The sequence below is a fragment of the Mucilaginibacter hurinus genome, assembly GCF_003324525.1.
GTDB lineage: Bacteria > Bacteroidota > Bacteroidia > Sphingobacteriales > Sphingobacteriaceae > Mucilaginibacter > Mucilaginibacter hurinus.
Genome location: NZ_QGDC01000006.1, coordinates 90,525 through 115,767, shown reverse-complemented (window position 1 = coordinate 115,767; position 25,243 = coordinate 90,525). Strand labels below are relative to the sequence as shown.

The following is a 25,243-nucleotide window of genomic DNA, read 5'->3' as shown; positions in this document are numbered from 1 at the left end:
TCCTGGCCCCAAGCCGGGATTTGTTGTTTTAGCAGGCCATAAACGAATCCTTATCATATTGACCTTGGCTTGGGATGAATGTTGAGCACATTGCTCAGTCAAATAATCAATTATTCAGCTTTTAATTATCCAAGGCAAAAGTAGCACGCCGCCGGGTTTGCCGGCAGGTAAACTATTCACGGAAAAACTAAATGTCGTGGCAGCGGTTATTAATTGCAAATGGCGAAACCACTGCTTGAATTTACTGATCGTGGAATTTACTGCGAAACGGGGAAATTTTATATTGACCCCTGGAAGCCTATAGACGACGCGGTAATTACGCATGCCCATGCTGACCATGCCTACTGGGGCCATAAGCGGTATTTAGCACATCACCTTTCAAAAGAAGTACTGCTTTATCGCCTTGGCGACATTCAATTGGAAACCATTGAATATGGCGAAACGGTGGTTAAAAATGGTGTAGAAATATGTTTGTTTCCCGCCGGGCACGTAATCGGTTCAGCGCAGGTAAGAGTATCCTATAAAGGGCAGGTTTGGGTAGTATCCGGAGATTATAAAACAGAAGACGATGGCGTTTGCGCGCCCTTTGAGCCGGTAAAGTGCCACCATTTTATTTCAGAATGTACTTTTGGCATGCCCGTATACAGCTGGAAACCACAGCAGCAGATATTGTTTGATGTGAACAATTGGTGGGCCAACAATGTGGAGCAGGGTGTGGCCACTGTTATTGTTGGCTATTCGCTGGGCAAGGCGCAGCGTATCCTGCAAAATCTTGACCTGGGTATTGGCAAAGTGTATACTCACGGTGTTATTGAGAATACAAACGAAGCACTGCGGCGTAATGGCGTATTGTTAAACGCCACCGAAAGGATAACTATCGATACGCCCAAAGATGAGGTAAGAAAAGGCATCATCCTGGCCCCGCCTTCATCCGTTGGCACGCCGTGGATGCGAAAGTTTCAGCCATACAGTTTTGGTTATTGCTCGGGATGGATGGCCCTGCGCGGGGCTAAGCGCCGCCGTGCTGCCGACCGCGGTTTCGTTCTATCAGACCATGCCGACTGGGATGGTCTTGTAAGCGCTATTGACGCTACAGGTTGTGAGTGTGTGTATCTAACGCATGGTTACACCGCATTTTTTACCCGTTATTTAAACGAGATTGGGTTCAACGCCCGTGAAGTACACACCTTATATGGCGATGATGAGGACCCAACTAATGTTATTGACGAAGAAATAACTGAAAGCAGAGATAAGGTTCCGTCATCCGGAGAGGATATAAAAGAAATAGGGGAAATATCATGAAAGCATTCGCTCAGCTATTTCTTTCGCTCGACGAAACCAACAAAACCAATGAGAAAGTAAAGGTTTTGAAAGACTATTTTATCAGTGTGCCTGACTCGGATAAAATGCATATGCTTGCCTTGTTCACAGGGCGCAGGCCGAAGCGGCCCATCAATGCCACACTGGTGCGCAACTGGGCAATAGAAGTATCAAATATTCCGGCATGGCTATTTGAAGAAAGCTACCATGTTGTAGGCGACCTGGCCGAAACAATGTCACTACTTATGCCGGCAAATACATCAGGCAGCAATAAGTCGTTGTCCGAATGGGTTGCCGAAATAAATGAGATAGCCAAAAAAGCCGAAGACGGGCGTAAGTTATGGCTTACAGAGTCATGGGCGATGCTTGATGCGCAGGAAAGGTTTGTGTTCAATAAAATATTAACAGGAAGCTTCAGGGTGGGAGTTTCCCAAAACCTGGTTATAAAAGCGCTTGCCGATGTAACAGGAATAGAAGCAGCTACGCTAACCCACCGGGTAATGGGAAGCTGGATGCCCGAAACCTATCATTATACACAACTGATTCAGGAACAAGGTGCCGCTGATGACATATCGCGGCCCTACCCTTTCTTTTTAGCTTACCCTATACAAGAAACCTCTGAAAAGAAAAAGACGCCCGATGAACTGCACGCGGCGCTGGGTGAGGCCGACGAGTGGCAGGCGGAATGGAAATGGGACGGTATACGCGCCCAGATGATAAAGAGAGATGATAAAATATTTATCTGGAGCCGTGGAGAAGATTTGTCGACAGAGAAGTTTCCTGAATTACATCCCTTTTTGAATGCATTACCGAATGGCACCGTGCTGGATGGCGAAATATTAAGTTTCAGAGACGGAAAACCATTACCCTTTAATGTGTTGCAAACACGCATTGGCCGTAAAAACCTCACCAAAAAAATTCTGGAAGACAGTCCGATTGCAGTAATAGCTTATGATTGCCTGGAATACGGTGGTGAAGATATCCGGTATAAAACACAGTCGGAACGCCGCAAAATATTAGAAGAGGTACAATCTGCCACCGCTTTCCCCGATCTGTTCCGGATATCTTCGCTTATAAAATTTGACAGTTGGACTACGTTAGAAACGATTCGTGATCAATCGCGGGCAATGATAGCGGAAGGAATTATGCTTAAGCGGAAAGATGCAGCATACCAGGTAGGTCGCCGCCGGGGCGATTGGTGGAAGTGGAAAATAGATCCTTTATCAGTTGACGCAGTAATGGTTTACGCGCAAAAAGGCCATGGCAGGCGTGCAGATCTTTACACTGACTACACTTTTGCCGTATGGGACGGCGATAAACTTGTACCTTTTGCTAAAGCCTATTCAGGCCTTACTGATGCCGAGATAAATAAGGTGGATTATTTTGTTAAGCGAAATACGCTTGAAAAATTTGGCCCGGTACGCACTGTAAAGCCCGAACTGGTTTTTGAAATAGGGTTTGAAGGTATCAATAAATCCAATCGCCACAAATCGGGCATTGCCCTGCGCTTCCCGCGCATATTAAGATGGCGACATGACAAACCAAAAGAAGAAGCCGACACACTTGAAAATCTTAAAGCTTTGCTCAACGGCTAAATCATCTTGAGGATCTTAGGCATTTAATGCAATCCTGTTAATTTCATAACACACATCATACAAAGCCGGGGAAATACACACTTTTTGTGGAATATATTCCCATTCATATTAACCATTTTCTTGCATAATAAAACATTTTCAAGCACAACCTGTAGTTAAAAAGGAATTGGAACAAAAATTGGCTAAAGTGCGTATAACGAACATTAATTAATTTACATGAAACAGTTTCTCGCATCCCTGATAATAATTTCCGTTACAGGGTTAGTATCTTGTAAAAAAGATAACTCACAGGAAATACCACCCACAGGCAATATTGATAAGATAGCGCCCGAGGGCTTTAACTTTAAAACATCCAAAGATGTTAACGTAGACATTACCCTGCGTTCAAACAACAACCAACCGCTTTCAGGTGTAATAGTAAGCATTTATGATCCGGCTAACACCGGCGCAGGTGCAGCACTTTACAAAGGCGCTACTGATGATAATGGTAATTTAAAAGCCAAGGTAAGTGTGGCTTCATATCTTACTAAACTGGTTATTGACCCGGCTTACGTGGGACTAATGCGTTATGCAACGGCAAATATAAATGGAGGCTCAACAACAGTTATAATAGGCGGAGCTGAAGGATTCGGCGGCGATATTGTACCTGAAAATCTTGCAGCAACAGCTTCCAAAAAATCAAGTGGTTTAAAAACCAGCGGCCTATTGGGTATTGATTACGGTTATCCTACCGGGTACTCAGCAGCAAATGCCTTCACAAGCCCTACCAATTTAGGCCGCCCTGCTTATCTTGAAAGCACAGGCGATGTGATTGATGCCTCTTTGCTGTCGTATATCAACGCATCATTACCTGAAGGCACCCCTTTAACAACATCTCATCCTGAGTTTTTAAATTCATCAGCAGTATCAACAATTAATGTGAAGGCTAAATCTGATGTATGGATAACTTATGTGTCTGAAGGCGCGGGATACAAAAATACCTTAGGTTACTTTACTTATAAAACAGCCAGTCCGCCTACTCAGGTAACTGGTGGCACCCTCTTTGGCGGGATAGATAAAATCACTTATATATTCCCTAACTCGTCCGGTTCAGGCTCAGGTGGTGGCTTAAAAAGTGGCGATAAGGTAAAATTAGGCACTTTTGAAGCGGGTACATCAATTGGTTTTGTGTTATTCCAGGATGCGTGGACTGGCAGCGGCGTTGACGCTGGTGCTACAAAATTCTTCTCAATAGACAAATTTAATCCCGAAACTACGTCGGCTACCCGCAGGCATAATGTAGTTTTATATGATGATGTACATAAATTATTCCTGATTGGCTTTGAGGATATAAACAGGCAAGCCGGATCAGACCAGGATTTTAACGATCTGGTAGTTTATGCAACAGCTAACCCGATAACTGCTATATCTAACGAAGGTGTGGCTGTAGTTGACGATGGCGGCGATAAAGACGGCGACGGTGTGCTTGACGAACTTGACGCGTTCCCTACCGACGGTTCAAAAGCATTTATCACATACTTCCCTTCGCAAAACACCTATGCACAGGTAGCGTTTGAAGATAACTGGCCGGCAAAAGGGGACTATGATATGAATGACCTTGTTGTGAATTACCGTTATACTTTTGTAAGCAATGCAAAAAACCAGGTAGTTACCTTAAAAGGCGATTTTAACGCTGTTGCAGCAGGCGCATCGTTTAAAAATGGCTTTGGTGTACAATTACCGGTTAATGCTTCGGCAGTGGCATCTGTTACGGGCCAACGTATAGTGGGCAGCAGCGTAAGTTTTGCAGGTAACGGTGTTGAAGCTGGCCAAACTAAAGCAGTTATTATACCTTTTGATAATCATGATGCGGTGTTGAGATATCCTGACGGTTCATTCCTGGTAAATACCAAAATGTCTAAAGATAAGGTACAAGGCACTCCTGCATCAGTACTTGTTACCTTTGCTTCGCCTGTAGATGCGGCCAGTCTAAATGTTTCCTCATTTAACCCGTTCCTCATAAGCAACCAAAACAGGGGTGCAGAAGTACACCTGCCAGGATATGCTCCAACTGATAAAGCGGACGCTAAGTTATTTGGAACCAAAGACGATACATCGAAACCAGGCAGTGGAAAATATTATCTATCTGCAGAAAATTGGCCATGGGCTATAAGTTATAACACCGCTATCCTTTACCCGGTTGAAGAAGCCAACATAACTAAAGCCTACCTGCGTTTTGCAGAATGGGCTGCGTCAGGCGGTACTGCTTATGCCGACTGGTATAGTAATACTGCTTCTGGTTACCGGAACAACACATTCATTTATCTTAAGTAGTTTGGTGTAAACTACATGTTAATGCACTGCCCTTATTGGCAGTGCATTTTTGTTTTATAACCTCTTCAATCGTAATTGGTAGAGTAATTATTTGTCTGATTTGAGGAATTAATTCCCCTTTTGCTAACTATTATAATCTCTAAGGACCTATGTTTTAAGCTTAAACACTTTGCATTTGCCACTGGAACCATAATTGCAAAGGAACCAGCATCACTATACACTTTATGAAACAATTATTTACCTTCGCTTTATTTTTAGGAATTGCAGGCGTAGCATCTTGCAAAAAAGATAGTCCCTTAAACGGGGACAATAAACCACCCGTTGTAGAAGCCGGCAAAATAGCACCTGACGGATTTACCTTCAAAACTGCAAAAGATATTGTAGTTAATGTGACTTTGCTTACCAACACCAATCAACCGTTAAGCGGTGTTAAAGTAAATATTTATGATCCGGCAAATGTTACCAATGGCAGCGCCATATATTCAGGCTTTACTGATAAAGCCGGCAAGTTAACTGCCACGGTAAGTGTTGCCGCTCATCTTAAACAATTGATTATTGATCCGCTATCGGCCGGGTTGCTGCGGTATGCAACGGCTGCCATTAATGGTAATGCTACAACGATTGTAATTGGTGGCGAAGCAGGCTTCGGCGGCGATGTTGTAATTACATCATATGCCGCAGGAAAGAACAATCCGTCAACAGCCAGCCTTAAAACTTTCGCCGTTAGCCCTATATCGTTTTCATACCCATCACCGTATAAAAACACCAAGGATGCCGTATACGATGATAAAAACTATCCGCTTGACTTAGGACGACCAAAATACTTACTTGAGCAGGGAGACGCAATCAGCGCGGCTTTATTAAAAACGGTTAATGCTTCGTTGCCCGAATCAGACCCGCTGCCTGTAACCCACCCCGAATACCTGGAAAGCTCAGTGACATCTACGCTTAACCTTGTAAAAAAATCAGACGTATGGATCACATACATTTCTGAAGGGGCCGGCAACAGGAATACGTTAGCTTACTATACGTATGCAACCGGATCAAAGCCAAAACAAGAAAAGGATATTAAGAACGCTAAATATGTGTTTCCAAACGCTTCACACGCAGGCTCGGGCGGCGCATTACAATCCGGCGATAAAATAAAGCTGGGAACTTTTGATGCGGGTATATCTATTGGGTTTATCCTGATAGGCAACGCCTGGACAGGTTCGGGCGTAGATCTGGAAAAACCGCGTTATTTTTCGGATGATGCGCTGAATCCTGAAGAAAAAGCAAGTGAAAAAAAGCATACCGTTGTTTTATGGGATAAGTTACATAAGTTATTTCTGATTGGCTTTGAAGACCTTCCCAGAAACGGAGGATCAGATAACGACTTTAATGACCTTGTATTCTATATAACGTCAAACCCAGTAGAAGGTATCTCAAATGAAGGCGTCCCTAATACAGACCCGGGTGATGACCAGGATGGCGACGGTGTAAACGACGACAAAGACGAGTTTCCTACGGATGCCACAAAGGCTTACACAAGCTACTTTCCATCAAAGGATGCTTACGCGCAGGTTGCATTTGAGGACAACTGGCCGGCAAAAGGCGACTATGATTTGAATGACATGGTTATAGACTATCGTTATAAGTTTATTAAAAATGCCAAAAATGAAGTAGTAACGCTAACCGGCGAATTTGTACCAAAAGCTGCTGGCGCTTCATTTAAAAATGGCTTTGGTGTTGAATTGCCAATAAGCGCTTCGTTGGTGAAAACAGTTACCGGCCAAAAGGCTATAAGTAACTACATTGCGTTTGCCTCAAACGGGGTTGAAGCCGGGCAGGATAAGGCGGTTATTGTACCTTTTGACAACCATGATGCAGTGCTGAGGTACGCCGACGGTTCATTTCTTGTTAATACCAAAATGAATAAGGACAAGGTTGCAGGCACATCAACTACAGTTGAAGTAACATTTACTGCGCCAGTTGCTGAGGAAAGCCTGAAACCATCAGCTTTCAATCCGTTCCTGATAAGCAATGTAACCGTTAATAAACGTGCTATTGAGATACACTTACCAGGTTTCACTCCTACAAAATTGGCCGACAAAAAGTATTTCAATACTAAAGACGACACCTCAAAACCGGGAGAAGGCCGATACTATTTATCAAAAGAAAATGGCCCGTGGGCTATTGCTTACAATACCTCAATCATATATCCCATAGAAGAGGCAAATATTAATAAAGCTTACCTGCACTTTGACGAGTGGGCATTATCAGGCGGCACCGCGTATGCCGACTGGTATAGCAATACTTCGGCAGGTTATCGCGATAACAAATTCCTATACCTTAAATAATTGAGTATTTAGTTTTAAGTTTGGCCCGTCCCGATATATTGGGGCGGGCTTTTTTATAATTTTTAATCCTCGGGAGCATTTTCCCTTGCATCTTCTTCCTCGCGCAGGTTACGCATTATCTTGGTAAATCCATGGTGTTTACCGCTTTCGTCGTATAAAGGAAACACCAGGCCGCTACCCCAAAAACGTGTGCCATCCTTACGCACGTGAAAGCGTTCATCTATTGAACGGCCTTCTTTAAGTGCACGTTCAAGTTCTATTTCGGGCACTTTTTTAACCACATCCTCAGGAGTAAAAAAAACTCTTGCATTCACGCCAAGTATTTCCTGCTCATTAAAGCCCAACACGTGCTCTGCGCCGGAATTCCAGCTGTTTATATCTCCATTCGTGTCTGTAGTAATAACAGCATAGTCCTCCAGGCTGTCAAGCACCTGCCTGAAAAATTCTTCGCTCATCCTAAAGTAACTGTCGTTATAAATATCATTGCCGGTGAGCGCGTCATTAACCTGGGTAACTTCAAGCATTACTTTCATATCGCTGCATATTAATTGCATCGGCTCGCGTGTTATCCGGTAATAGGTCTCATAACCATCAGGCAGGTTTTGCAATACCGGAAGCTCCTTTACAGGCTTCAAGATAACGGGTGCATCGGTATCGGCAGCATAATTTGCTGAACTGGAAAGCATATAGGTATAACCTTTTTCAATCAAGTCGCCAAGCAGTTGTGGAGTGAGTGGAATGTTCATTTTTTCAATTTGTTAAGCAAACGTATGTATAACCGAGGTTTTAACAATGTGTTTCAATTTATGATTACTAAACAAAAAAGCCCCGCCGAAATGGCAGAGCTTGTAGTTTAAATTAACTATAATAAAAGGTTGAAGCTTTAGGCAAACAGCTTTTGCTTTAACCTGCGCTTAGCTTATGAACAACCCATTGAATTACCGCAGTTTAAACACTTATAACAAGTGCCAGAGCGTACTGTGGTATGACCGCAAACGTTGCAGCTTGGCGCATCGCTTTGCACGCCCATGCTAAGATCTACCGTTAGCTGGCGCTGGGTACCTGCACTGCTGTCGGCAGCAACCGGTTTTGGCTCGTATACATTAGTTTGATCAGGGTTTTGGTCCGCATCGTCAAACTGGTTGCCTACTAATCCCTTTTGCTCGGTAATCACATGCACAAGGTCGGTACGGTTTAAATATTCGTAACCCAACATTCTAAAGATGTAATCAATTATAGAGGTAGCGCTTTTAATATTAGCGTGGCCCATAACCATACCGGCCGGCTCAAAGCGTGTAAAGGTGAATTTCTCTACGTATTCTTCCAGTGGTACGCCGTACTGTAAACCTACCGACACGGCAATAGCAAAGCAGTTCATCAACGAGCGGAATGTTGCCCCTTCTTTGTGCATATCCACAAAAATTTCGCCTAATGTACCGTCTTCATACTCGCCCGTTCTCACAAACACGGTCTGGCCGTCAATAGTGGCTTTTTGTGTGTAACCACGACGTTTAAATGGCAGGCTCTTTTTTTGTACAACACGCGATAACTGGCGCATAAAAGAAGTGTCGTGCGATTTTTCGATGATGGCCATCGCCGCTTCCAATACCTGCTCAGCTGTAAGATCACTCAATTTAACATTAGCTGCCTCACCCAATACTTCCTCAACTGATTCCAGCTTGTCGTCAGCTTCTTCCTTAGCGTCAGACTTGGTAGACAATGGCTGAGATAATTTGCATCCGTCACGATAAAGCGCGTTGGCTTTAAGACCAAGCTTCCATGATAACTCATAGCAATCTTTTATCTCTTCAACCTTAGCCTCATTTGGCAAATTAATGGTTTTTGAGATAGCGCCTGAAAGGAAAGGCTGTGCTGCAGCCATCATCTTGATATGGCCATGCGCATGTATGTAACGCTCGCCTTTTGCACCGCACTTGTTAGCGCAATCAAAAATCGGGTAATGTTCTTGTTTAAGATATGGCGCGCCCTCTATGGTCATGGTACCGCAGATGTATTCATTAGCTTCGGCAATTTGCTTTTTACTGAAACCTAATGCACGCAGCAGGTTAAAGTCGGCGGCGTTATACTGCTCGGCAGTAAAGCCTAAACGCTGAAGCACATCTTCACCCAAGCTCCATACATTAAACGCGAATGATATTTCAAAGGCAGAAACTACACCTCTATCTAATTTTTCCAGGTCACTGTCTGTTAAGCCTTTTGCTTTTAAGCTTTCAAGATTAATATGCGGAGCGCCCTTTAAAGTAGCGGCACCTTTAGCATAATTTACAATGGCGGTAACCTCATGCTCCTTGTACCCTAAATTAGTTAAAGCTTCCGGAACCGCCTGGTTAATAATCTTAAAGTAGCCACCACCAGATAGCTTTTTAAATTTAACCAGTGCAAAATCAGGCTCAATACCTGTAGTATCGCAATCCATCACCAGGCCAATAGTACCGGTTGGTGCTATAACAGTGGTCTGTGCATTACGGTAGCCATGTTTTTCGCCCATTTCAACTGCCTTATCCCATGCGTTGCATGCTGCCGACAATAAATAATCAGGGCAATATTTCTGATCGATACCCGGAGGGTGAATCTCCAGTTGCTCGTAGTTTTCGGTAGAGTTATACGCTGCGTAGCGGTGGTTACGCATTACGCGCAGCATATGTTCCTTGTTCTCATTATACATGCGGAAAGTACCCAGTTCACGGGCCAACTCGGCCGAAGTAGCGTAGGCAGTACCAGTCATGATGGCTGTGATAGCACCACCTATAGCACGTGCTTTTTCACTATCGTAAGGTATACCGTTTACCATCAGGGCCGAACCTAAGTTAGCATACCCTAAACCTAACGTACGGTAATCATATGATAACTGAGCTACTTCCTTTGATGGGAATTGTGCCATTAACACCGAAATTTCTAATACGATAGTCCATATACGGCAGGCATGCTCAAATCCTTTAACATCAAACGTGCGGGTTTCTTTATCAAAGAAATGCGCCAGGTTGATAGATGCCAGGTTACATGCCGTGTTATCAAGGAACATGTATTCTGAGCAAGGGTTTGAAGCATTTATACGTCCACCTTCAGGGCAGGTATGCCACTCATTAATGGTACTGTCATACTGTACACCAGGGTCGGCACAAGCCCAGGCTGCAAAAGCGATATCATCCCACAACTTTTGTGAAGAGACAGACTTTACTACATTGCCTTTCATGCGGCCTATAAGGTCCCAACTTTTTCCTTCGTTAAGGGCATGGAAAAAGCTGTTTGGTATACGTACTGAGTTATTTGAATTTTGACCGGATACTGTACGGTAAGCTTCACCTTCATAGTCTGAAGAATAACCGGCAGCAATTAAAGCCGCTACTTTTTTCTCTTCCTCAACTTTCCAGTTTACAAACCCTTCTATCTCCGGGTGGTCAAGGTCAAGGCAAACCATTTTAGCCGCGCGGCGTGTAGTACCGCCAGACTTGATAGCGCCTGCAGCGCGATCGCCTATTTTAAGGAAAGACATCAGGCCTGATGAATAACCACCGCCTGACAGTTTTTCGTTTTCGCCACGGATGCGTGAAAAGTTGGTACCAACACCTGAGCCATATTTAAATATACGGGCCTCGCGTACCCAAAGGTCCATAATACCGCCTTCATTCACCAAATCATCATCTACAGACAGGATGAAGCAAGCGTGGGGTTGCGGGCGCTCGTATGCTGACGTTGATTTGCTTAGCACCTCGGTAACCGGGTCTACATAATAATGGCCCTGCGGCTTGCCGGTAATACCGTATGAACTGTGTAAACCTGTATTAAACCATTGCGGCGAATTTGGCGCTGCCAACTGACCGGTAATAGTGTAAACTATTTCATCATAAAATACATCTGCATCTTTAGGGCTGGCAAAATAACCGTAGCGTGCGCCCCACTCTTTCCAGCAATTGGCCATACGGTGCGCAACCTGCTTAATGCTTTTTTCAGAACCGGTGCTGCCATCAGGTTGAGGAACGCCGGCTTTACGGAAATATTTTTGGGCTAATATATCTGTAGCAACCTGTGACCATGTTGAAGGCACTTCAACATCATTCATCTCAAATACGGCATCGCCGGACGGGTTACGGATAACCGACGAACGTTTTTCGTAATTGAAAAGATCATAAACGCTGACCCCTTCCTTGCTGAAGTACCTGTTAACCTTCAGCCCCTTACCGCCCGACGCGGCTGCTTTTTTTGAAATGTTTTTGCCCATAGCTATAAATGTTATATATATCGTATTATGTCAGTTAAAAAATATAAAGGGTTTTTAACCAAATTTATCACCCTTTACGTCACCAGCCAATTCAGAGTTTTCCACACCGTGTGGAGTGTAAAGATTATCTACTACAATGTAAGCATTAAATAATTAACTTACAACCAATTACGCTTGTGGAAAACTAAAAAATGAAAGTTTTTTAGAATAAAACTTGGAATTTATTATAGTCTTTTATAGATGTTTACACATGCAAAAATTTATTTATCAATTATAAAAAATTGCCACAGGCTGCAGGTTATTAAAACGGCATTATGTTACTAAATTATATAAGTTAAACTCTAATTCTGTTTTCAGATTAATAAGGATATCATAAAAAAAAGGGCAAAAAAAAGAGCTGCAGTATTTGCAGCTCTTTTATGTCTTTAGGTATTGTTAGATATTACTCAACCACGCTAACTTTTAGCATATTGGTTTTACCTTGTGTAACAATGGGCACAGAGGCGGTATTTATAACCACATCGCCGCTTTGTATCAGCTTTTCGGTTTTTAACATACCATTTACATCGCTTATGGTTTTATCTGTACTCTCCAATTGGTCATAATAAAACGCCCTTACGCCCCAAACCAGGCTTAACGCGTTAAGCAACTGCCTGTTTGATGTAAAGATATAAGTACTTGCCTTTGGCCTGTAACTTGAAATTTCAAAAGCGGTGTAACCAGATGTGGTCATGGCCACAATACCAACAGCATTAGTATGTTCGGCAAGGTAAACAGCCGATCCGCATACCGCATCGCTTAAGTAGTTAGGCGAATTTGTATCCAGGTTATCCTGCTTTTGTGTTGTATTAAAAGGATACCCGAATTCCTCTACATCACGTACAATCTTAGCCATAGTTTCAATAACAATAAGCGGAAACTCACCTACGGATGTCTCGCCGCTTAGCATAACAGCGTCAGCGCCATCCAATACTGAGTTAGCTACGTCATTCACCTCGGCACGTGTAGGCCGTGGCGTTGTTATCATCGACTCAAGCATTTGCGTAGCTACAATCACCGGTTTTGAGGCTGCGCGGCATTTACGCGCAATCATTTTTTGAAGTAATGGTACCTGCTCAAGCGGCATTTCAACCCCCAGGTCTCCCCTGGCTACCATAACGCCGTCTGTAGCAGCTATAATAGCGTCTATATTGTCAATGGCCTCAGGTTTTTCAATTTTTGCTATTACCCGGGCTGCACTGTTTCTTGAATTTATTACACGCTTTAATTCTGTAATATCGCCTGCATCGCGCACAAAGGATAATCCTATCCATTCAACATCGTTATCTAATGCAAAGTGCAGGTTAACAAGGTCTTCCTCGGTTAAACTTGGGATAGATACTTTTGTATTAGGCAGGTTAACCCCCTTGCGCGATGTTAATATACCACCGTGCAAAACCTCGCAAATCACAGTGTCTTTACGGTTGGTTTCAAGAACGCGCATCTGTATTTTGCCATCATCAAGCAAAATGATCTCGTTTGTTTTTACATCCTGCGGAAAGGTTTCGTAAGTGATGTAAATCTGGTTATCATCACCAATGCACTCATTGGTAGTAATGTTTATTCGGGTACCATTTATTAAGTGAATGCCACCATCTTTAACCAGGCCGATACGAATCTTTGGCCCTTGCAAATCCGCTAATATAGCTACGTTGGTTTTGTACTGCTCGTTTATTTCACGAATAGTTTCGATAACCTTTTTATGGTCTTCAGTTTTACCGTGCGAAAAATTAAGACGGCAAACATTTACACCCGCCTTTACCATTGATAATAAAATATCTTTTGGCGCCGACGCGGGGCCCATCGTTGCTACTATCTTAGTTCGGTTGTAATATAATTTCATACTGGTTGGTCTTTTCTATATACTAAGGTGTACTATTAACACCCAAAATTCCGGCGCTAAAATAGGAGATTTTCACGGGATTTTAGCTTTTTCGGGTCAATCTTTACCGCTGCTACTATTTCAGGTATCTTATTTAAGGAGAAAACAAGCTTATCCAGTTCTTCGTCATCTATGTAATTTTTGATCATTAAGAAGTAATCGGTTTTACGCATTTCAGGTACCAGGTAACCATCAGATCCCTTGTTGGCTATTACATAAAAATCGGTTTCACTGGCCTCCCAGTTATCATGGTATAAAGAAAAGTAAACCGGGCCGGTTTGCTGTTGTATATCAACTTCAAGATCGGGCTGTTTTATAAAGTTGAAGTTGAGGTGCTTATTAATAAGATAGCATATGCGATAATCTTTAAGCGATGTTGTAACTGCTATCAGTACAAAATCCAGATCTATCTCAAACTTTAAAAATTTCCTATTCAAAAAACACTATTTTTACAGCGGTAAAATTACAAATTTGAAACTCTAACGGTAAAAATTTGTTATGTTAATTATGCAAAAGTTTTACATTTGATATTTAACAGAATTTATTTTTCTTTGCATCACAAAAATTATTAATCATTAAATCATAAGACTATGTCTGATATCGCTTCAAGAGTAAAAGCTATTATCGTAGAAAAATTAGGTGTTGACGAAAGTGAAGTTACACCAGAAGCAAGCTTTACCAATGACCTTGGTGCAGACTCTTTAGATACAGTAGAACTGATCATGGAGTTTGAAAAAGAATTTAACGTAGCTATTCCTGACGACCAGGCAGAAACTATTGGTACTGTAGGGCAGGCTGTAGCTTACCTGGAAAAAAACGTTAAATAAACTCCTGAACTTATAAATGGAGTTTAAAAGAGTAGTAGTAACCGGGCTTGGAGCACTTACTCCTATTGGCAACAGCGTTTCTGAATATTGGGACGCATTGATCAAGGGGGTGAGTGGCGCTGCCTTGATAAAAAGTTTTGATACAACCCATTTCAAAACAAAATTTGCCTGTGAACTTAAGGGATTTGATGCTGATGCCTTTTTAGGCAGAAAAGATGCCCGCAAGTTAGACCCTTTTGTACAATATGCCCTATTTTCAACGGAAGAAGCTGTTAAAGACGCCGGTTTGGAGTTTGATAAGCTTGACGTTAACCGCATAGGTGTTATATGGGGTTCGGGCATTGGGGGCTTAAAGACTTTTTTAGATGAAGTTGTAAATTTTGCAAAGGGCGACGGGACTCCCCGTTTTAACCCCTTCTTCATCCCTAAAATGATTTCAGACATTGCGCCGGGCCATATATCAATAAAATATGGTTTACGCGGACCCAACTTTTCTACGGTGTCTGCCTGCGCTTCTTCAAATAATTCATTGATTGACGCTTTTAATTATATACGCCTTGGTAAAGCAGACATGTTTGTTACCGGCGGATCTGAGGCGATAATTAATGAGGCGGGTATAGGCGGATTTAATGCGATGCACGCCTTGTCTACCCGTAACGATGACCCAGCAACTGCGTCTCGTCCGTTTGATTTGGACCGCGAAGGGTTTGTAGCCGGTGAAGGTGCCGGTACTATCATTTTAGAAGAACTGGATCATGCTTTAAAGCGTGGCGCTAAAATATATGCCGAGATGGTTGGCGGCGGCATGAGTGCCGATGCACACCACATGACGGCACCGCACCCTGAAGGCCTGGGCGCAGCCCTGGTAATGAAAGCCGCTTTAAATGACGCCGGTCTTAAAGCGTCTGACATTGATTATGTTAATGTGCACGGTACAAGTACACCTATCGGCGATCCGCAGGAAATAAAAGCGATAACTGATGTGTTTGGCGATGACGTGTACCGCATTAATATCAGCTCAACAAAATCTATGACAGGCCACCTTTTAGGTGCAGCCGGCGCGGTAGAAGCTATCGCATCAATACTAGCGTTAAAAAATGGCGTAATACCGCCTACCATTAACCACTTTACTGATGACCCGGCTTTTGATCCCAAGATTAACTTTACATTTAATACCGCGCAAAAACGTGATATACGTATAGCGCAAAGCAATGGATTTGGATTTGGCGGACACAATGCGTCTGTTATTTTCAAGAAATATGAAGATTAAAGTGTAATGAATGCCTATCAGTCGGTTTTATAAGCTTTACCTTTCACCCAACAGGAAATACGTTAAAGTTTTAAAAAATTTGCTCGGATTTGTTCCGGGCAATTTGTCGTTATATCGCCTTGCTTTCCGCCATAAATCTGTTGCGCAAAACGTAAAGAAAGGCGTAAAAAACAGTAACGAGCGCCTTGAATTTCTTGGAGACGCAGTATTGGGCAGCGTAGTAGCCGAAGTACTTTTTAAACTTTATCCTTACAAAGACGAAGGATTTTTAACTGAGTTGCGCTCAAAGATTGTAAGCCGTGTAAATCTTAACCAGCTTGGCCGCAAGCTGGGTTTTGAAAATTTAATAGAATACGATAGCCGGATACTCAATTCGGGACGACAAGGCTCCTTACTAGGGGACGCCTTTGAAGCACTGGTAGGCGCTGTTTACCTTGACAAGGGTTACGAGTTCACCAAAAGTTTCCTGATAAATCATATCATCAAATCGCATATAGACATTCACACGCTTGAGCAAACCGAAACGAATTTTAAGAGCAAATTGATAGAATGGTGCCAACGACACGGCAAGGATATTTGTTTTGAATTGGTCGGTAATCAAGAGGGTGAAAGTAACAAACTTTTCACCATACAAACCACTGTTGACGGGGAAGTGCTTGGTCTTGGCAAGGAGTTCAGTAAAAAGAATGCAGAAAAGCTATCTGCCGAAAAAGCTTGCGAAGCCCTGGGGATTTAAGTACCTTTCTGTTTGTTGTTTATAAACCAAAGCGGAAACAAGTCCCCTGTATCTACATTAAATGGCACCCCATTCCAAGTAAAATTGCTTGAGTAATCTTCCATAAACTGATGCCTTTGTTTAGCCATTCATTGTGCTGTAGCCGTATTCATCTTATCTTTAAGCAGAAGCAACTTCTCATAAAAATGGTTAATGGTTGGTGCATTTGAATGTTGATATGCCTCTTTAGTTAAATTAAGCCTGGGCTCAATATCCGGATCGTAAAACGCCCGGCCCGTATGTCCGCCGTAGCTGAAAGCACGGGCAATACCTATAGCGCCTATTGCATCTAAACGGTCAGCATCCTGCACTATATCCATTTCCATCGAACGAAAACCCTGGGCATTAAAACTTGATTTAAAAGACATGTGCCTGATTACCTGCTGCACATGTTATATAACCTCATCTTCAAGCGCCAAACTGCGTAGCCATCGTCCTGCTTTTTCCGGACCAATTTCTTCGTCACCGCCATGAAATTTAGCATCAGCTATATCATGAAGTAACGCCGCCAACTGCACAACAAATTGATCGGCCTGCTCGCTTTTTGCTATAGTCCTGGCATTAATCCACACACGCTGAATGTGCCACCAATCATGCCCGCTCTCGGCGTCTTTTAATGCCTCTTTCACAACAAAACAGTTTTGTTTATGATTGCTGTTTGCGCTGAATTTAACATCGCACAAAGATAGCCGTTACAATTCAGTTAGCTTTGCCTTGTGATCTAAAAGCTCATTTACACCGGTTCCTAACACGGCGGCTATCTGAAAAAGGCGTTCTAACGTTATTTTGGTATAGCCCAACTCAATTTTGCTGTATGCGTTTTGCGATATTTTCAGCTTGGCTGCGAGGTATTCCTGCGTATAATTTTTTTCTTCGCGATGCCTTCTGATATTGGCTTCTACCGTCTTAATCTTAAGACTCAAATCTTCCATATTATATAGTTATATCTATATAAACGAAAAAGATTTATAGTCAGATTTTATCAAAACGTATTTGGTTAAATAATTATTTAATACAGAAAAATACTTTCAATTACTAGTAATATATAAAAGAGCTCAGTTAGTAAGGCAAGAAATTACTTGATATCGTATTTTACTATTATTGTGGGCAGTAAGGTGGCCATATCAAGCGGCACCTGGTCAAACGACACGATAGGCTGACGTTTACTGTAATAATCAAACAGCTGTTTGTTCAATTGGTCTGAGGAGGTTGGGGACGTATTAAAGTTTATTGAAAATGGCAGTATAAAATCGTGTGTTTTTTCACCATCAGGTATTATCCATTTCCGGTCAGACTTCTGCAAGGCTTCAATTATTGATTTTACCAGTATGGCATCATCTGCGTAATACACTATTATTTTTTTTACCTGGCCATACTCGTTTGCAGTGAACTTAAAAACTGCGCTGCCAACAGCCTTTTTATTAATAACGTCTTTGGAAACTTTAAGGCTGTCCCTAAAAAAGTTTTGCATCACCGTTTTACCACCCTGAAACGGGAAAGCCAACTTTTGTTGTGCATTAGCCGCGAAAGCTATGACTACCGAAAAAATTACCAAAATTATTTTTTTCATTCTTCTTCTTGCTTTATTACTCTCCTGGTGCCTTCGTATAACTCATATTCTAAAAGCCGGCAATCAAGTTTCCCGTTATAAAATTCAATTTTTCGTGACGTTTTTAACCCAATTTTTTTTGCCAGATCAGGATTACCGGTGAAAATGTATCCCTTGTAACCACGGCAATCTGTCTTCATAAAGTCACCTACACGTTTATAAGTAGCCTCTAGCTTGGTATGTATTCCTAACCTTTCGCCATACTCCGGATTGAACATAATAACGCCCGGTTGCTCCGGTACCGGCGTATCTGCAAAATCACAAACGCTGAAATCTATCAAATGTTCTACCCCGGCTGTTTTAGCGTTGCGCTGCGATACGTCAACAGCGTCTTGTGAAATGTCAGTTGCTATAATTTTAAAACCTGTTTCTTTTTGTGCTTTATCCTTTAATTTACGTCTCTCAACAAAAAACACCTGCTCGTCATAACCTACAACATGCATAAAGGCATAATTCATCCTGAATAAGCCGGGACGCTTATCAGTAGCCAGTAATGCTGCCTCTATAGCGATGGTGCCTGATCCGCACATCGGATTAATAAATGTGCTTTTACGATCCCAATCGGTAGCCATAATAGTAGATACTGCAAGCGCCTCAAGCATGGGTGCCTTGCCCGGTATTTTGCGATAGCTATGTTTGGCCAACGTTTCGCCAGATGTATCCAGGAATACCTCGGCACGATCATCCTGCCAATATAAATGTACCACTGCCTTATTTAAATCGGCGCCCGAGTTAGGGCGTACACCTTTAACACTCTTTATACGGTCGACAATTGCATCCTTTACCTTTACATTGGCAAAAAGCGGTGTACGTATATGCTCATTGTTCACATTTGAAGTAACAGAAAAATAGCCGGTGAAATCTATCAGCTTTTCCCACTCAATCTTGACCAACTCATTGTACAACTCTTGCGGGTCGGCAGCGGTAAAGCTTTCAAGGAGGTAAAGCACCTGGCTTGCGCAACGCAGGTTTAAATTAAGCGGAATGCAATCATTAACTGTGCCCCTTAGTTCAACACCGGTCTGAAACACCCTTACAGGTGTAAAACCCAGTTCTTCAACCTCGCGCTGTAAATAAGGCGATAGCCTTTTGTTGCACGTTATTATAATTTTACTCTCGGTGTGGAAAACTTCCATAATATTTGTGCGAATTTATGAATTAATACCCCCCGATTTTAATTTGTTAACCATTAACTTTACATTTTAATCATTATAAGCTATGGACATCAAAGGCAAAGTACACGAAGTATCGCCAACCGTACAGGTTACCGACTCACTGAAGAAAAGAGAACTGATTGTAGAATATATCGAAAACCCGCAATATCCCGAATACCTGAAATTTGAAGCTATGCAGGAACGCTGCAATCTGCTTGACAACGTAAAGGTAGGCGATGATGTAGAGGTATTTTTTAACCTGCGCGGCCGTCCGTGGACTGATAAGACAGGTAAAAAAAGCTATTTTAACTCGTTACAACTATGGCGTATTAATGTGTTAAGCGGGGCCGGCGCCGCCGCCAGCCCTGAGTATGCCCCACCGGTTGACTTGAGTGCCGCGCCTGACGAGGACGATTTGCCATTTTAAACTACCGTAGACAACACGCACAACGTTTTAAAAATAAACCCCTTCCGCATAATAATGGAAGGGGTTTAATATATATGACTTGCACTACCACAGCATTAATCTTCCTTAACAACTCGTTTTACAGCTATATCCATCCCTTGCTTTACCTGTAGATAGTAAGCTCCGTTTAAACCAAGCACAAATGTTTTGCTGAATGCGCCGTTAACTGCTTTATCACTCCAAAGCAGCTTCCCCTGGCTATCCTTAAACTGAACTTCTGCCGCAGTTTTTGCCGGCAGGTTAAATGTCAACGTAGTTTTTCCGGTTGAAAACTCCGGCGAGATATGGATATCTTTTAATTGCAGCGTCGCTGTATTAACACCCGCTATCATTTTTAACTTCTCTGCCGATGCCGCATTTATCCTGTAGCTAACGTGCGTGCTTATGCCGTCAGCATCCGTGCTGGTATAGTTGAAGCTTTGCGAATTAGGTTTAACGAGGTTATCAAACGTTCGGCCTAACCTAAACCCCCGCACGCGTGTAACATCATTTAAACTCCCGTCAGAATCGATGGAGTGATCGTCAGTCAAACCATTATTAAACGCAAGCCCGGGCGCCTCGCGCAGTACTTTTAACTTTAACCCAAGCTTTTTGCCCAGGCTGTCATTAATCATAACTCCTTCCTCCATTTCATGGCCGGGCATCTCATCCCGGTCCAACGCTCTGCGATCAATAAGTATGTCACTTTTTTCGCCGTGTGGTTTACGCTTGATTACAAACCGGCGGCGCTTTTCATCAGGCTGCGGTTTTAGCGTAAACGTACGTGTATCAACTAAAATATCCTCAGAAACTTCATCGCGCCCGGTAGCCGGCATATCTTTAATGCGCTTACTATTTACCATTGTATCGCTGCCCTTCATCTTTACTGTGATTTGCTTTTGATAATCATTTTCTTGTTTATCCTGGCCCATAACAAGTGGCGGCAAACCTACAATTGCCGCCAGGCTTAACGCAAATACGCATTCAAAGCCTGGTTTTAATATTGATTGTTTCATTATCATTAGATTTAAGTAATTGCTCAAAATTATCAAGCCGCTTAATACCAAGATGTTAAATGCTGGTTATTAATTGTTAAATATTGTTAAAACCAATTACGGGCAGCATATTTAAAATATTTTTGCACTGAGGATGAAAAAAAGGAGTATAAGATTAATAATAGGCCTGATGAGTATTGCTTTGCTTGGGGTGACGGCCATGCAGTTTTATTTTTTAAGGCAATCCTACCAAATGCAGTCAGAGTTGTTTGACCGCTCAGTAAATGAGGCATTAAATAATGTGGCTAACAAAGTGGCTAAGCAAGATGCAATGAATTTTTTAAATGCCCGGGCTAAACGCGCTTCACATCAAAACGACACTTATCAATCAAGCCGGATTATTGAAAAGGAATTAAATATAGAAAACAAAGCAGAAGAACCTGTGCGCAATAATGTACTTGGCGCTAAGAAGAAGAGGCTTACCGCCCGCCAAAGAAAACTGGCCATCCTGCGTGACAGCCTTAAGCGGATGGTTATGCAGAAAAAGATGGAAGAAGAAATGGCCGGCTTAAACCCTGAGGGCTCATTTGATTTCAGGATACGTGTGGAAGAGTTTACTGATGAATTTGGTGATGTACACGGCCGACTGATACCTGAGGTTGTGCGGAAGGATATTAAGATATGGAAGAAAAAGAAATTAAATAAATACGACACCCTGCACTATGTATACCTGGACCCGCAATTTGGCCGGCAGGTAATTATGGTGCCCCGATTAAACCCTTTGTGGAAACAGCAGCAGGAACGCCTGAATAAAGAACGACAGATGCTACAGGTTAAGAAGATGCTTGAACTTGATTCATTACAGAATCTTACACAACAGAAAGAAAAACCGGGCAAAAAGGCTACCGTTATTGAAAACCTTGCCGAAGAATATCAGAAATCGGGCGAACCGCTGACAAAACGCGTTAATCGTTTTTGGATTGATTCGCTGCTGAGGTTTGAGTTGCATAACAAGGGCATATACCTGCCTTTTAGCTACGAAGTACTTACCGCGTTTGGCGACTCGCTAATATTTTCAAATGCTCTTAATATGCATGAAAAACCTACCTTTATTGAAGCGGGCACTTACCAGATACCTATATTCGGCAATGAGGTAATCAATGATCCCGGTAAAATAAAAATTTTCTTTCCTGAAAAAAATTCGTTGATATTGGGCCGCATGGGTGCCAGTATGGCTACCACTGCCGGCTTGCTGGCTGTACTGATATTTTGTTTCGGATACACCATATTCTCAATTATCAAACAGAAAAAAGTTGCTGAAATGAAGATTGACTTCATTAATAATATGACGCATGAGTTTAAAACCCCTGTATCAACTATTATGATTGCAAGTGAAGCGCTTAAAGACGAAGAAATTACTGGGGATACAAAGCGCGTATCGCGGCTGGCTAATATTATATATGAAGAGAATGTAAGGCTTGGCAGCCATATTGAACGGGTGCTGAATATAGCGCGGATGGAAAAAAACGACTTTAAATTGGACACCAAGCCGGTTGACGTTAATGAAATGATAACCGTGGTACTTGACAGTATGGCGCTTAAACTGCAGAAATGCGGGGCGAGGACGACGCTTAAACTGGACGCGGTTACGCCTACAATAATTGCTGACGACCTGCATTTTGCAAATGTACTATATAACCTTGTTGATAATGCTATAAAATACAGCCGCGATACGCCCGATATAACAATAGCCACGTTGAACAGAAACGGGCACTTAATAATAAAAGTTGCCGACAAAGGCATTGGCATGGGCCGCGACCAGCAAGCTAAAATATTTGAGCAATTTTATCGTATCCCTACTGGTAACCTGCATGACGTTAAAGGCTTCGGTCTGGGTTTGAGCTACGTTAACAGTATTGTAAAGAAACTTAATGGTACTATTAGCGTAAAGTCTGAAAAGGATAAAGGCTCGGAATTTGAGCTTAAATTCCCGTTGGCGTAATAACCCGGAATTTTTAAGAGCCGGGATAACACTAAAATATAATATATACAACCAAAATCTTACGGACTTACCGATTGTCGGGTTCCGAACTCAAAAACGATGAAAAAAATACTGCTTGTTGAAGACGACCCGAACCTTGGCCTGCTGTTGCAGGACTATCTGCAGCTGAAAGGCAAATTTGATGTTGTTTTGTGCAAAGATGGCGAGGAAGGGCTGCGGGCGTTTACCAAAAGCAATTACGATTTGCTGATACTGGACGTGATGATGCCTAAAAAGGATGGTTTTACACTGGGCAAAGATGTACGAAAGATAAACCCGCACGTGCCCATTATTTTTGCTACAGCAAAGGGTATGATTGAGGATAAAACCGAGGCCTTTACGCTTGGTGGCGATGATTACATAACCAAACCTTTCCGTATTGAGGAATTGTTGCTGCGCATAAACGCGTTGCTTAAACGTACTGAAAACGCCGATAAAAAAAATGAAGAACAGCAAACCCAGTTTCAAATTGGCAAGTATAATTTTGATTATCCGTCGCAAATGATTGTTGCAGAGGGCACCAACCAGAAGCTATCAACCAAGGAGGCAGAATTGCTGCGGCTGCTATGCATGCGGAAAAATGAAGTGCTTACCCGTGAGGAAGCGCTGCTAAACATCTGGCATGACGATAATTACTTTAACGGTCGTAGCATGGATGTATTTTTAAGCAAAATACGTAAGTATTTAAAGGATGACCCCAATGTAGAGATTATTAACGTACACGGGCGCGGTTACAAATTGCTTATTAACTAACTTACCATAACTTCTTCGGCAGGCGCGGGTTTTAAATGTTCCGGCTGACGGTCGGGCACAAACTTGTTAAGCAAACGCTCGATAGGCCTGATAAATGGCAGAAAGAGCATTACGCCGGCAACATTGAAAACAATATGCGCGTCGGCTACTTTTTGCTCAAGGCTGACGCCCGTTGATATATATTCTACAAACACCACAAACCAGGGGAAAAGTATTAACCCCAGAACAATACTTGTTATATTAAAAAAAAGGTGAAAAGACCTGTTTTAAGTGCCTGCTTGTTTGATTTAATGTAGCGAGTAAAGTGTCGGCACAGGTACCTAACTCGGCGCCAAGCATAACGGCTATAGCTCCGGGTAATGCTATCAATCCCTTTTTAGCAAAAGTAATTACAATACCCACTGTTGCCGATGATGATTGTATTACCAGGGTTACAAATGCTCCGGTAAGCGCTCCTGCAAAAGGATTATCCAGCTTTGCCATCATGCTACTGAAGTACGGATCGTCATGTAAAGGCGCAACCGCACGTTCCATTGTATACAAGCCAAAAAACAGTATGCCGAAATATAATATGGCTTTTGCCCCATGAGACAAGTTTTCGCTTTTAGCGAAAAAAGCCAGAAATAAACCTATTATTATGGGGATAGGTGAATATTTACCTACATCAAGCGCTACCAACTGGCTCGAAAAAGTGGTGCCTATATTTGCACCCAGTACAATGCCCATAGCCTGCCTGAAGGTTAATGCGCCTGCATTAACCAGCACAATGGTAAGTATAATTACTGCCGAAGAAGAGTCAAGCAATACGGTTACTACAAGCCCGGTGAGTACCGCAGTAAATATATTTTTTACAAATTTATGTATCAGGTGTTTTGAACGGTCGCCCAGCAGGTCGAGCATGGTTTCGCCCAGGCGGCTTACTGCGAATAAAAACAAACCTAAGCCGCCTAATATTGATAAAACATTTCCATGAAGTTATTGTGAATAAGCGCGCAAGATAGCAGCGGCGTATTAACAATATGTTAATGGTGCTTTAACAACGGATTAAATAATGTTGTATACAATTACTGGTAGCCGGCATTAAATGTCCTGCCCGAAGTTGATAATATTCCCGTTGTTATCAAGTACTGAAAACTGACGTTTGCCCCAGGGCTTATTTTCTATACCGCCGTGCGGATGTATAAGATTGTGTGCCTTGTACTCATCGTGAAGTGCATCTATACCGGTTACAAAAACATAACAACCGGTAGCCTTAGGTACAGAAGGATCGGTAGTAGGCCATAAGTGAATAATAATCTCATCCCGGCTGAATATCAGGTAGCCATCCCAGTTATTATGAAAAGTAAAACCGAGCTTCTGGGTGTAAAACGCTATAGTTTCGGCGGCGTTTAACGACGCTAAAATCGGGATTGCTTGCTGTAACATAGTATTAAAATTAGATTTTGAAGAGCATCTATATCCTTTGCCCTGACATTTGATTTTTTGCGTTTATAACTTGTCTAAATGTATAGTTTAAAATGTCTTCGTCCAAATATTCGCAAACGCTTTTGCCGCAGTACGCGCTGTAAATGCAGTCCATCTAATTAATACGGGCTCTACTCAAATCTTCATTAAAAAGTTACATCACTTCGCCGCACTTCTATACC

The 25,243-nt window shown here is 42.4% G+C and carries 23 protein-coding genes; 10 read left to right on the top strand and 13 right to left on the bottom strand.

What is annotated here, in order from left to right; translation table 11 throughout:
* The first annotated feature begins 219 nt into the window (after positions 1 to 219).
* The 4 genes from DJ568_RS11900 to DJ568_RS11885 all read left to right on the top strand — a co-directional run bounded on the left by DJ568_RS11900 (position 220) and on the right by DJ568_RS11885 (position 7,567).
* Positions 220 to 1,302, top strand: a complete 1,083-nt coding sequence (locus DJ568_RS11900) for a ligase-associated DNA damage response exonuclease (protein WP_114005503.1) — start codon at positions 220 to 222, stop codon at positions 1,300 to 1,302.
* A complete protein-coding gene (locus DJ568_RS11895) occupies positions 1,299 to 2,915 on the top strand; it encodes an ATP-dependent DNA ligase (RefSeq protein WP_114005502.1) in 1,617 nt (538 codons plus the stop codon). Before DJ568_RS11900 ends, DJ568_RS11895 begins: the two co-directional genes overlap by 4 nt.
* A gap of 216 nt (positions 2,916 to 3,131) precedes the next feature.
* Positions 3,132 to 5,228, top strand: coding sequence for an LruC domain-containing protein (locus tag DJ568_RS11890; protein ID WP_114005501.1), 2,097 nt, complete (start codon positions 3,132 to 3,134; stop codon positions 5,226 to 5,228).
* A 224-nt stretch (positions 5,229 to 5,452) separates the two neighbouring features.
* Complete coding sequence (locus DJ568_RS11885; protein WP_114005500.1) at positions 5,453 to 7,567, top strand: LruC domain-containing protein; 2,115 nt, start codon at positions 5,453 to 5,455, stop codon at positions 7,565 to 7,567.
* Positions 7,568 to 7,629: 62 nt separating this feature from the next.
* Here the strand turns inward: DJ568_RS11885 and DJ568_RS11880 are convergent, their stop codons facing one another.
* The 4 genes from DJ568_RS11880 to DJ568_RS11865 all read right to left on the bottom strand — a co-directional run bounded on the left by DJ568_RS11880 (position 7,630) and on the right by DJ568_RS11865 (position 14,165).
* Entirely contained in the window at positions 7,630 to 8,313 is a 684-nt protein-coding gene (locus DJ568_RS11880) for a PAS domain-containing protein (protein WP_114005499.1), read from the bottom strand.
* Positions 8,314 to 8,486: 173 nt separating this feature from the next.
* Positions 8,487 to 11,807 (bottom strand): vitamin B12-dependent ribonucleotide reductase, encoded by a 3,321-nt coding sequence (locus DJ568_RS11875; RefSeq protein ID WP_114005498.1) that lies wholly within the window; start codon positions 11,805 to 11,807, stop codon positions 8,487 to 8,489.
* Between the two features lie 442 nt (positions 11,808 to 12,249).
* Positions 12,250 to 13,689 (bottom strand): pyruvate kinase, encoded by a 1,440-nt coding sequence (gene pyk / locus DJ568_RS11870; RefSeq protein WP_114005497.1) that lies wholly within the window; start codon positions 13,687 to 13,689, stop codon positions 12,250 to 12,252.
* A 56-nt stretch (positions 13,690 to 13,745) separates the two neighbouring features.
* On the bottom strand, positions 13,746 to 14,165 hold the full coding sequence (locus DJ568_RS11865) for an IPExxxVDY family protein (protein ID WP_114005496.1): 420 nt from the start codon (positions 14,163 to 14,165) through the stop codon (positions 13,746 to 13,748).
* Between the two features lie 153 nt (positions 14,166 to 14,318).
* On the opposite strand from DJ568_RS11865, the gene DJ568_RS11860 reads away from it, so the two are divergent.
* Genes DJ568_RS11860 through rnc form a run of 3 tightly spaced genes read left to right on the top strand, consistent with a single transcriptional unit; the run spans position 14,319 to position 16,561 of the window.
* Positions 14,319 to 14,555 carry an acyl carrier protein gene (locus DJ568_RS11860; RefSeq protein ID WP_031266521.1) on the top strand — a complete coding sequence of 79 codons (237 nt, stop codon included), beginning with the start codon at positions 14,319 to 14,321 and terminating at the stop codon, positions 14,553 to 14,555.
* A 16-nt stretch (positions 14,556 to 14,571) separates the two neighbouring features.
* Positions 14,572 to 15,825 (top strand): beta-ketoacyl-ACP synthase II, encoded by a 1,254-nt coding sequence (gene fabF / locus DJ568_RS11855; RefSeq protein ID WP_114005495.1) that lies wholly within the window; start codon positions 14,572 to 14,574, stop codon positions 15,823 to 15,825.
* A 10-nt stretch (positions 15,826 to 15,835) separates the two neighbouring features.
* On the top strand, positions 15,836 to 16,561 hold the full coding sequence (gene rnc, locus DJ568_RS11850) for a ribonuclease III (protein ID WP_114005494.1): 726 nt from the start codon (positions 15,836 to 15,838) through the stop codon (positions 16,559 to 16,561).
* 128 nt (positions 16,562 to 16,689) lie between these two features.
* On the opposite strand, the gene DJ568_RS17585 is transcribed toward rnc, so the two are convergent.
* The 5 genes from DJ568_RS17585 to DJ568_RS11830 form a co-directional block, all read right to left on the bottom strand.
* On the bottom strand, positions 16,690 to 16,968 hold the full coding sequence (locus tag DJ568_RS17585) for an HD domain-containing protein (protein WP_317047544.1): 279 nt from the start codon (positions 16,966 to 16,968) through the stop codon (positions 16,690 to 16,692).
* Positions 16,969 to 16,992: 24 nt separating this feature from the next.
* On the bottom strand, positions 16,993 to 17,229 hold the full coding sequence (locus tag DJ568_RS17580) for an HD domain-containing protein (RefSeq protein ID WP_317047543.1): 237 nt from the start codon (positions 17,227 to 17,229) through the stop codon (positions 16,993 to 16,995).
* 63 nt (positions 17,230 to 17,292) lie between these two features.
* Complete coding sequence (locus tag DJ568_RS11840) at positions 17,293 to 17,532, bottom strand: helix-turn-helix domain-containing protein (RefSeq protein WP_114005493.1); 240 nt, start codon at positions 17,530 to 17,532, stop codon at positions 17,293 to 17,295.
* Positions 17,533 to 17,675: 143 nt separating this feature from the next.
* Positions 17,676 to 18,170: a hypothetical protein gene (locus DJ568_RS11835; protein WP_114005492.1), complete on the bottom strand. Its 495-nt coding sequence runs from the start codon at positions 18,168 to 18,170 to the stop codon at positions 17,676 to 17,678.
* On the bottom strand, positions 18,167 to 19,345 hold the full coding sequence (locus DJ568_RS11830) for a THUMP domain-containing class I SAM-dependent RNA methyltransferase (RefSeq protein ID WP_114005491.1): 1,179 nt from the start codon (positions 19,343 to 19,345) through the stop codon (positions 18,167 to 18,169). The genes DJ568_RS11835 and DJ568_RS11830 overlap by 4 nt, the downstream gene beginning before the upstream one ends.
* Positions 19,346 to 19,427: 82 nt before the next feature.
* Here DJ568_RS11830 and DJ568_RS11825 point away from each other — a divergent pair, with 82 nt between their 5' ends.
* A complete protein-coding gene (locus DJ568_RS11825; RefSeq protein ID WP_114005490.1) occupies positions 19,428 to 19,790 on the top strand; it encodes a DUF3127 domain-containing protein in 363 nt (120 codons plus the stop codon).
* A 95-nt stretch (positions 19,791 to 19,885) separates the two neighbouring features.
* On the opposite strand, the gene DJ568_RS11820 is transcribed toward DJ568_RS11825, so the two are convergent.
* On the bottom strand, positions 19,886 to 20,824 hold the full coding sequence (locus DJ568_RS11820) for a T9SS type A sorting domain-containing protein (protein WP_158534928.1): 939 nt from the start codon (positions 20,822 to 20,824) through the stop codon (positions 19,886 to 19,888).
* 133 nt (positions 20,825 to 20,957) lie between these two features.
* Here DJ568_RS11820 and DJ568_RS11815 point away from each other — a divergent pair, with 133 nt between their 5' ends.
* Positions 20,958 to 22,805 (top strand): sensor histidine kinase, encoded by a 1,848-nt coding sequence (locus tag DJ568_RS11815; protein WP_114005488.1) that lies wholly within the window; start codon positions 20,958 to 20,960, stop codon positions 22,803 to 22,805.
* A gap of 99 nt (positions 22,806 to 22,904) precedes the next feature.
* Positions 22,905 to 23,597 (top strand): response regulator transcription factor, encoded by a 693-nt coding sequence (locus DJ568_RS11810; RefSeq protein ID WP_114005487.1) that lies wholly within the window; start codon positions 22,905 to 22,907, stop codon positions 23,595 to 23,597.
* Here the strand turns inward: DJ568_RS11810 and DJ568_RS11805 are convergent.
* From DJ568_RS11805 to DJ568_RS11795, 3 genes are all read right to left on the bottom strand, one after another.
* On the bottom strand, positions 23,594 to 23,794 hold the full coding sequence (locus DJ568_RS11805) for a hypothetical protein (RefSeq protein ID WP_114005486.1): 201 nt from the start codon (positions 23,792 to 23,794) through the stop codon (positions 23,594 to 23,596). The two genes, DJ568_RS11810 and DJ568_RS11805, sit on opposite strands and share 4 nt — an antisense overlap.
* 43 nt (positions 23,795 to 23,837) lie before the next feature.
* Positions 23,838 to 24,533: a Na/Pi cotransporter family protein gene (locus tag DJ568_RS11800; RefSeq protein ID WP_114005485.1), complete on the bottom strand. Its 696-nt coding sequence runs from the start codon at positions 24,531 to 24,533 to the stop codon at positions 23,838 to 23,840.
* A gap of 144 nt (positions 24,534 to 24,677) precedes the next feature.
* Entirely contained in the window at positions 24,678 to 25,022 is a 345-nt protein-coding gene (locus DJ568_RS11795; RefSeq protein ID WP_114005484.1) for a bleomycin resistance protein, read from the bottom strand.
* Positions 25,023 to 25,243 lie beyond the last annotated feature (221 nt).

Bases quoted from the DNA above. Each gene is read 5' to 3' on its own strand.
- DJ568_RS11795 (WP_114005484.1), bottom strand. From the start codon at position 25,022: ATGTTACAGCAAGCAATCCCGATTTTAGCGTCGTTAAACGCCGCCGAA.
- DJ568_RS11810 (WP_114005487.1), top strand. From the start codon at position 22,905: ATGAAAAAAATACTGCTTGTTGAAGACGACCCGAACCTTGGCCTGCTG.
- pyk (WP_114005497.1), bottom strand. From the start codon at position 13,689: ATGAAATTATATTACAACCGAACTAAGATAGTAGCAACGATGGGCCCC.
- DJ568_RS11840 (WP_114005493.1), bottom strand. From the start codon at position 17,532: ATGGAAGATTTGAGTCTTAAGATTAAGACGGTAGAAGCCAATATCAGA.
- DJ568_RS11880 (WP_114005499.1), bottom strand. From the start codon at position 8,313: ATGAACATTCCACTCACTCCACAACTGCTTGGCGACTTGATTGAAAAA.
- DJ568_RS11820 (WP_158534928.1), bottom strand. From the start codon at position 20,824: ATGAAACAATCAATATTAAAACCAGGCTTTGAATGCGTATTTGCGTTA.
- DJ568_RS11900 (WP_114005503.1), top strand. From the start codon at position 220: ATGGCGAAACCACTGCTTGAATTTACTGATCGTGGAATTTACTGCGAA.
- DJ568_RS11815 (WP_114005488.1), top strand. From the start codon at position 20,958: ATGAAAAAAAGGAGTATAAGATTAATAATAGGCCTGATGAGTATTGCT.
- DJ568_RS11825 (WP_114005490.1), top strand. From the start codon at position 19,428: ATGGACATCAAAGGCAAAGTACACGAAGTATCGCCAACCGTACAGGTT.
- DJ568_RS11835 (WP_114005492.1), bottom strand. From the start codon at position 18,170: ATGAAAAAAATAATTTTGGTAATTTTTTCGGTAGTCATAGCTTTCGCG.
- DJ568_RS11890 (WP_114005501.1), top strand. From the start codon at position 3,132: ATGAAACAGTTTCTCGCATCCCTGATAATAATTTCCGTTACAGGGTTA.
- DJ568_RS11830 (WP_114005491.1), bottom strand. From the start codon at position 19,345: ATGGAAGTTTTCCACACCGAGAGTAAAATTATAATAACGTGCAACAAA.
- DJ568_RS11885 (WP_114005500.1), top strand. From the start codon at position 5,453: ATGAAACAATTATTTACCTTCGCTTTATTTTTAGGAATTGCAGGCGTA.
- rnc (WP_114005494.1), top strand. From the start codon at position 15,836: ATGCCTATCAGTCGGTTTTATAAGCTTTACCTTTCACCCAACAGGAAA.
- DJ568_RS17585 (WP_317047544.1), bottom strand. From the start codon at position 16,968: ATGTCTTTTAAATCAAGTTTTAATGCCCAGGGTTTTCGTTCGATGGAA.
- DJ568_RS11875 (WP_114005498.1), bottom strand. From the start codon at position 11,807: ATGGGCAAAAACATTTCAAAAAAAGCAGCCGCGTCGGGCGGTAAGGGG.
- DJ568_RS11895 (WP_114005502.1), top strand. From the start codon at position 1,299: ATGAAAGCATTCGCTCAGCTATTTCTTTCGCTCGACGAAACCAACAAA.
- DJ568_RS11860 (WP_031266521.1), top strand. From the start codon at position 14,319: ATGTCTGATATCGCTTCAAGAGTAAAAGCTATTATCGTAGAAAAATTA.
- fabF (WP_114005495.1), top strand. From the start codon at position 14,572: ATGGAGTTTAAAAGAGTAGTAGTAACCGGGCTTGGAGCACTTACTCCT.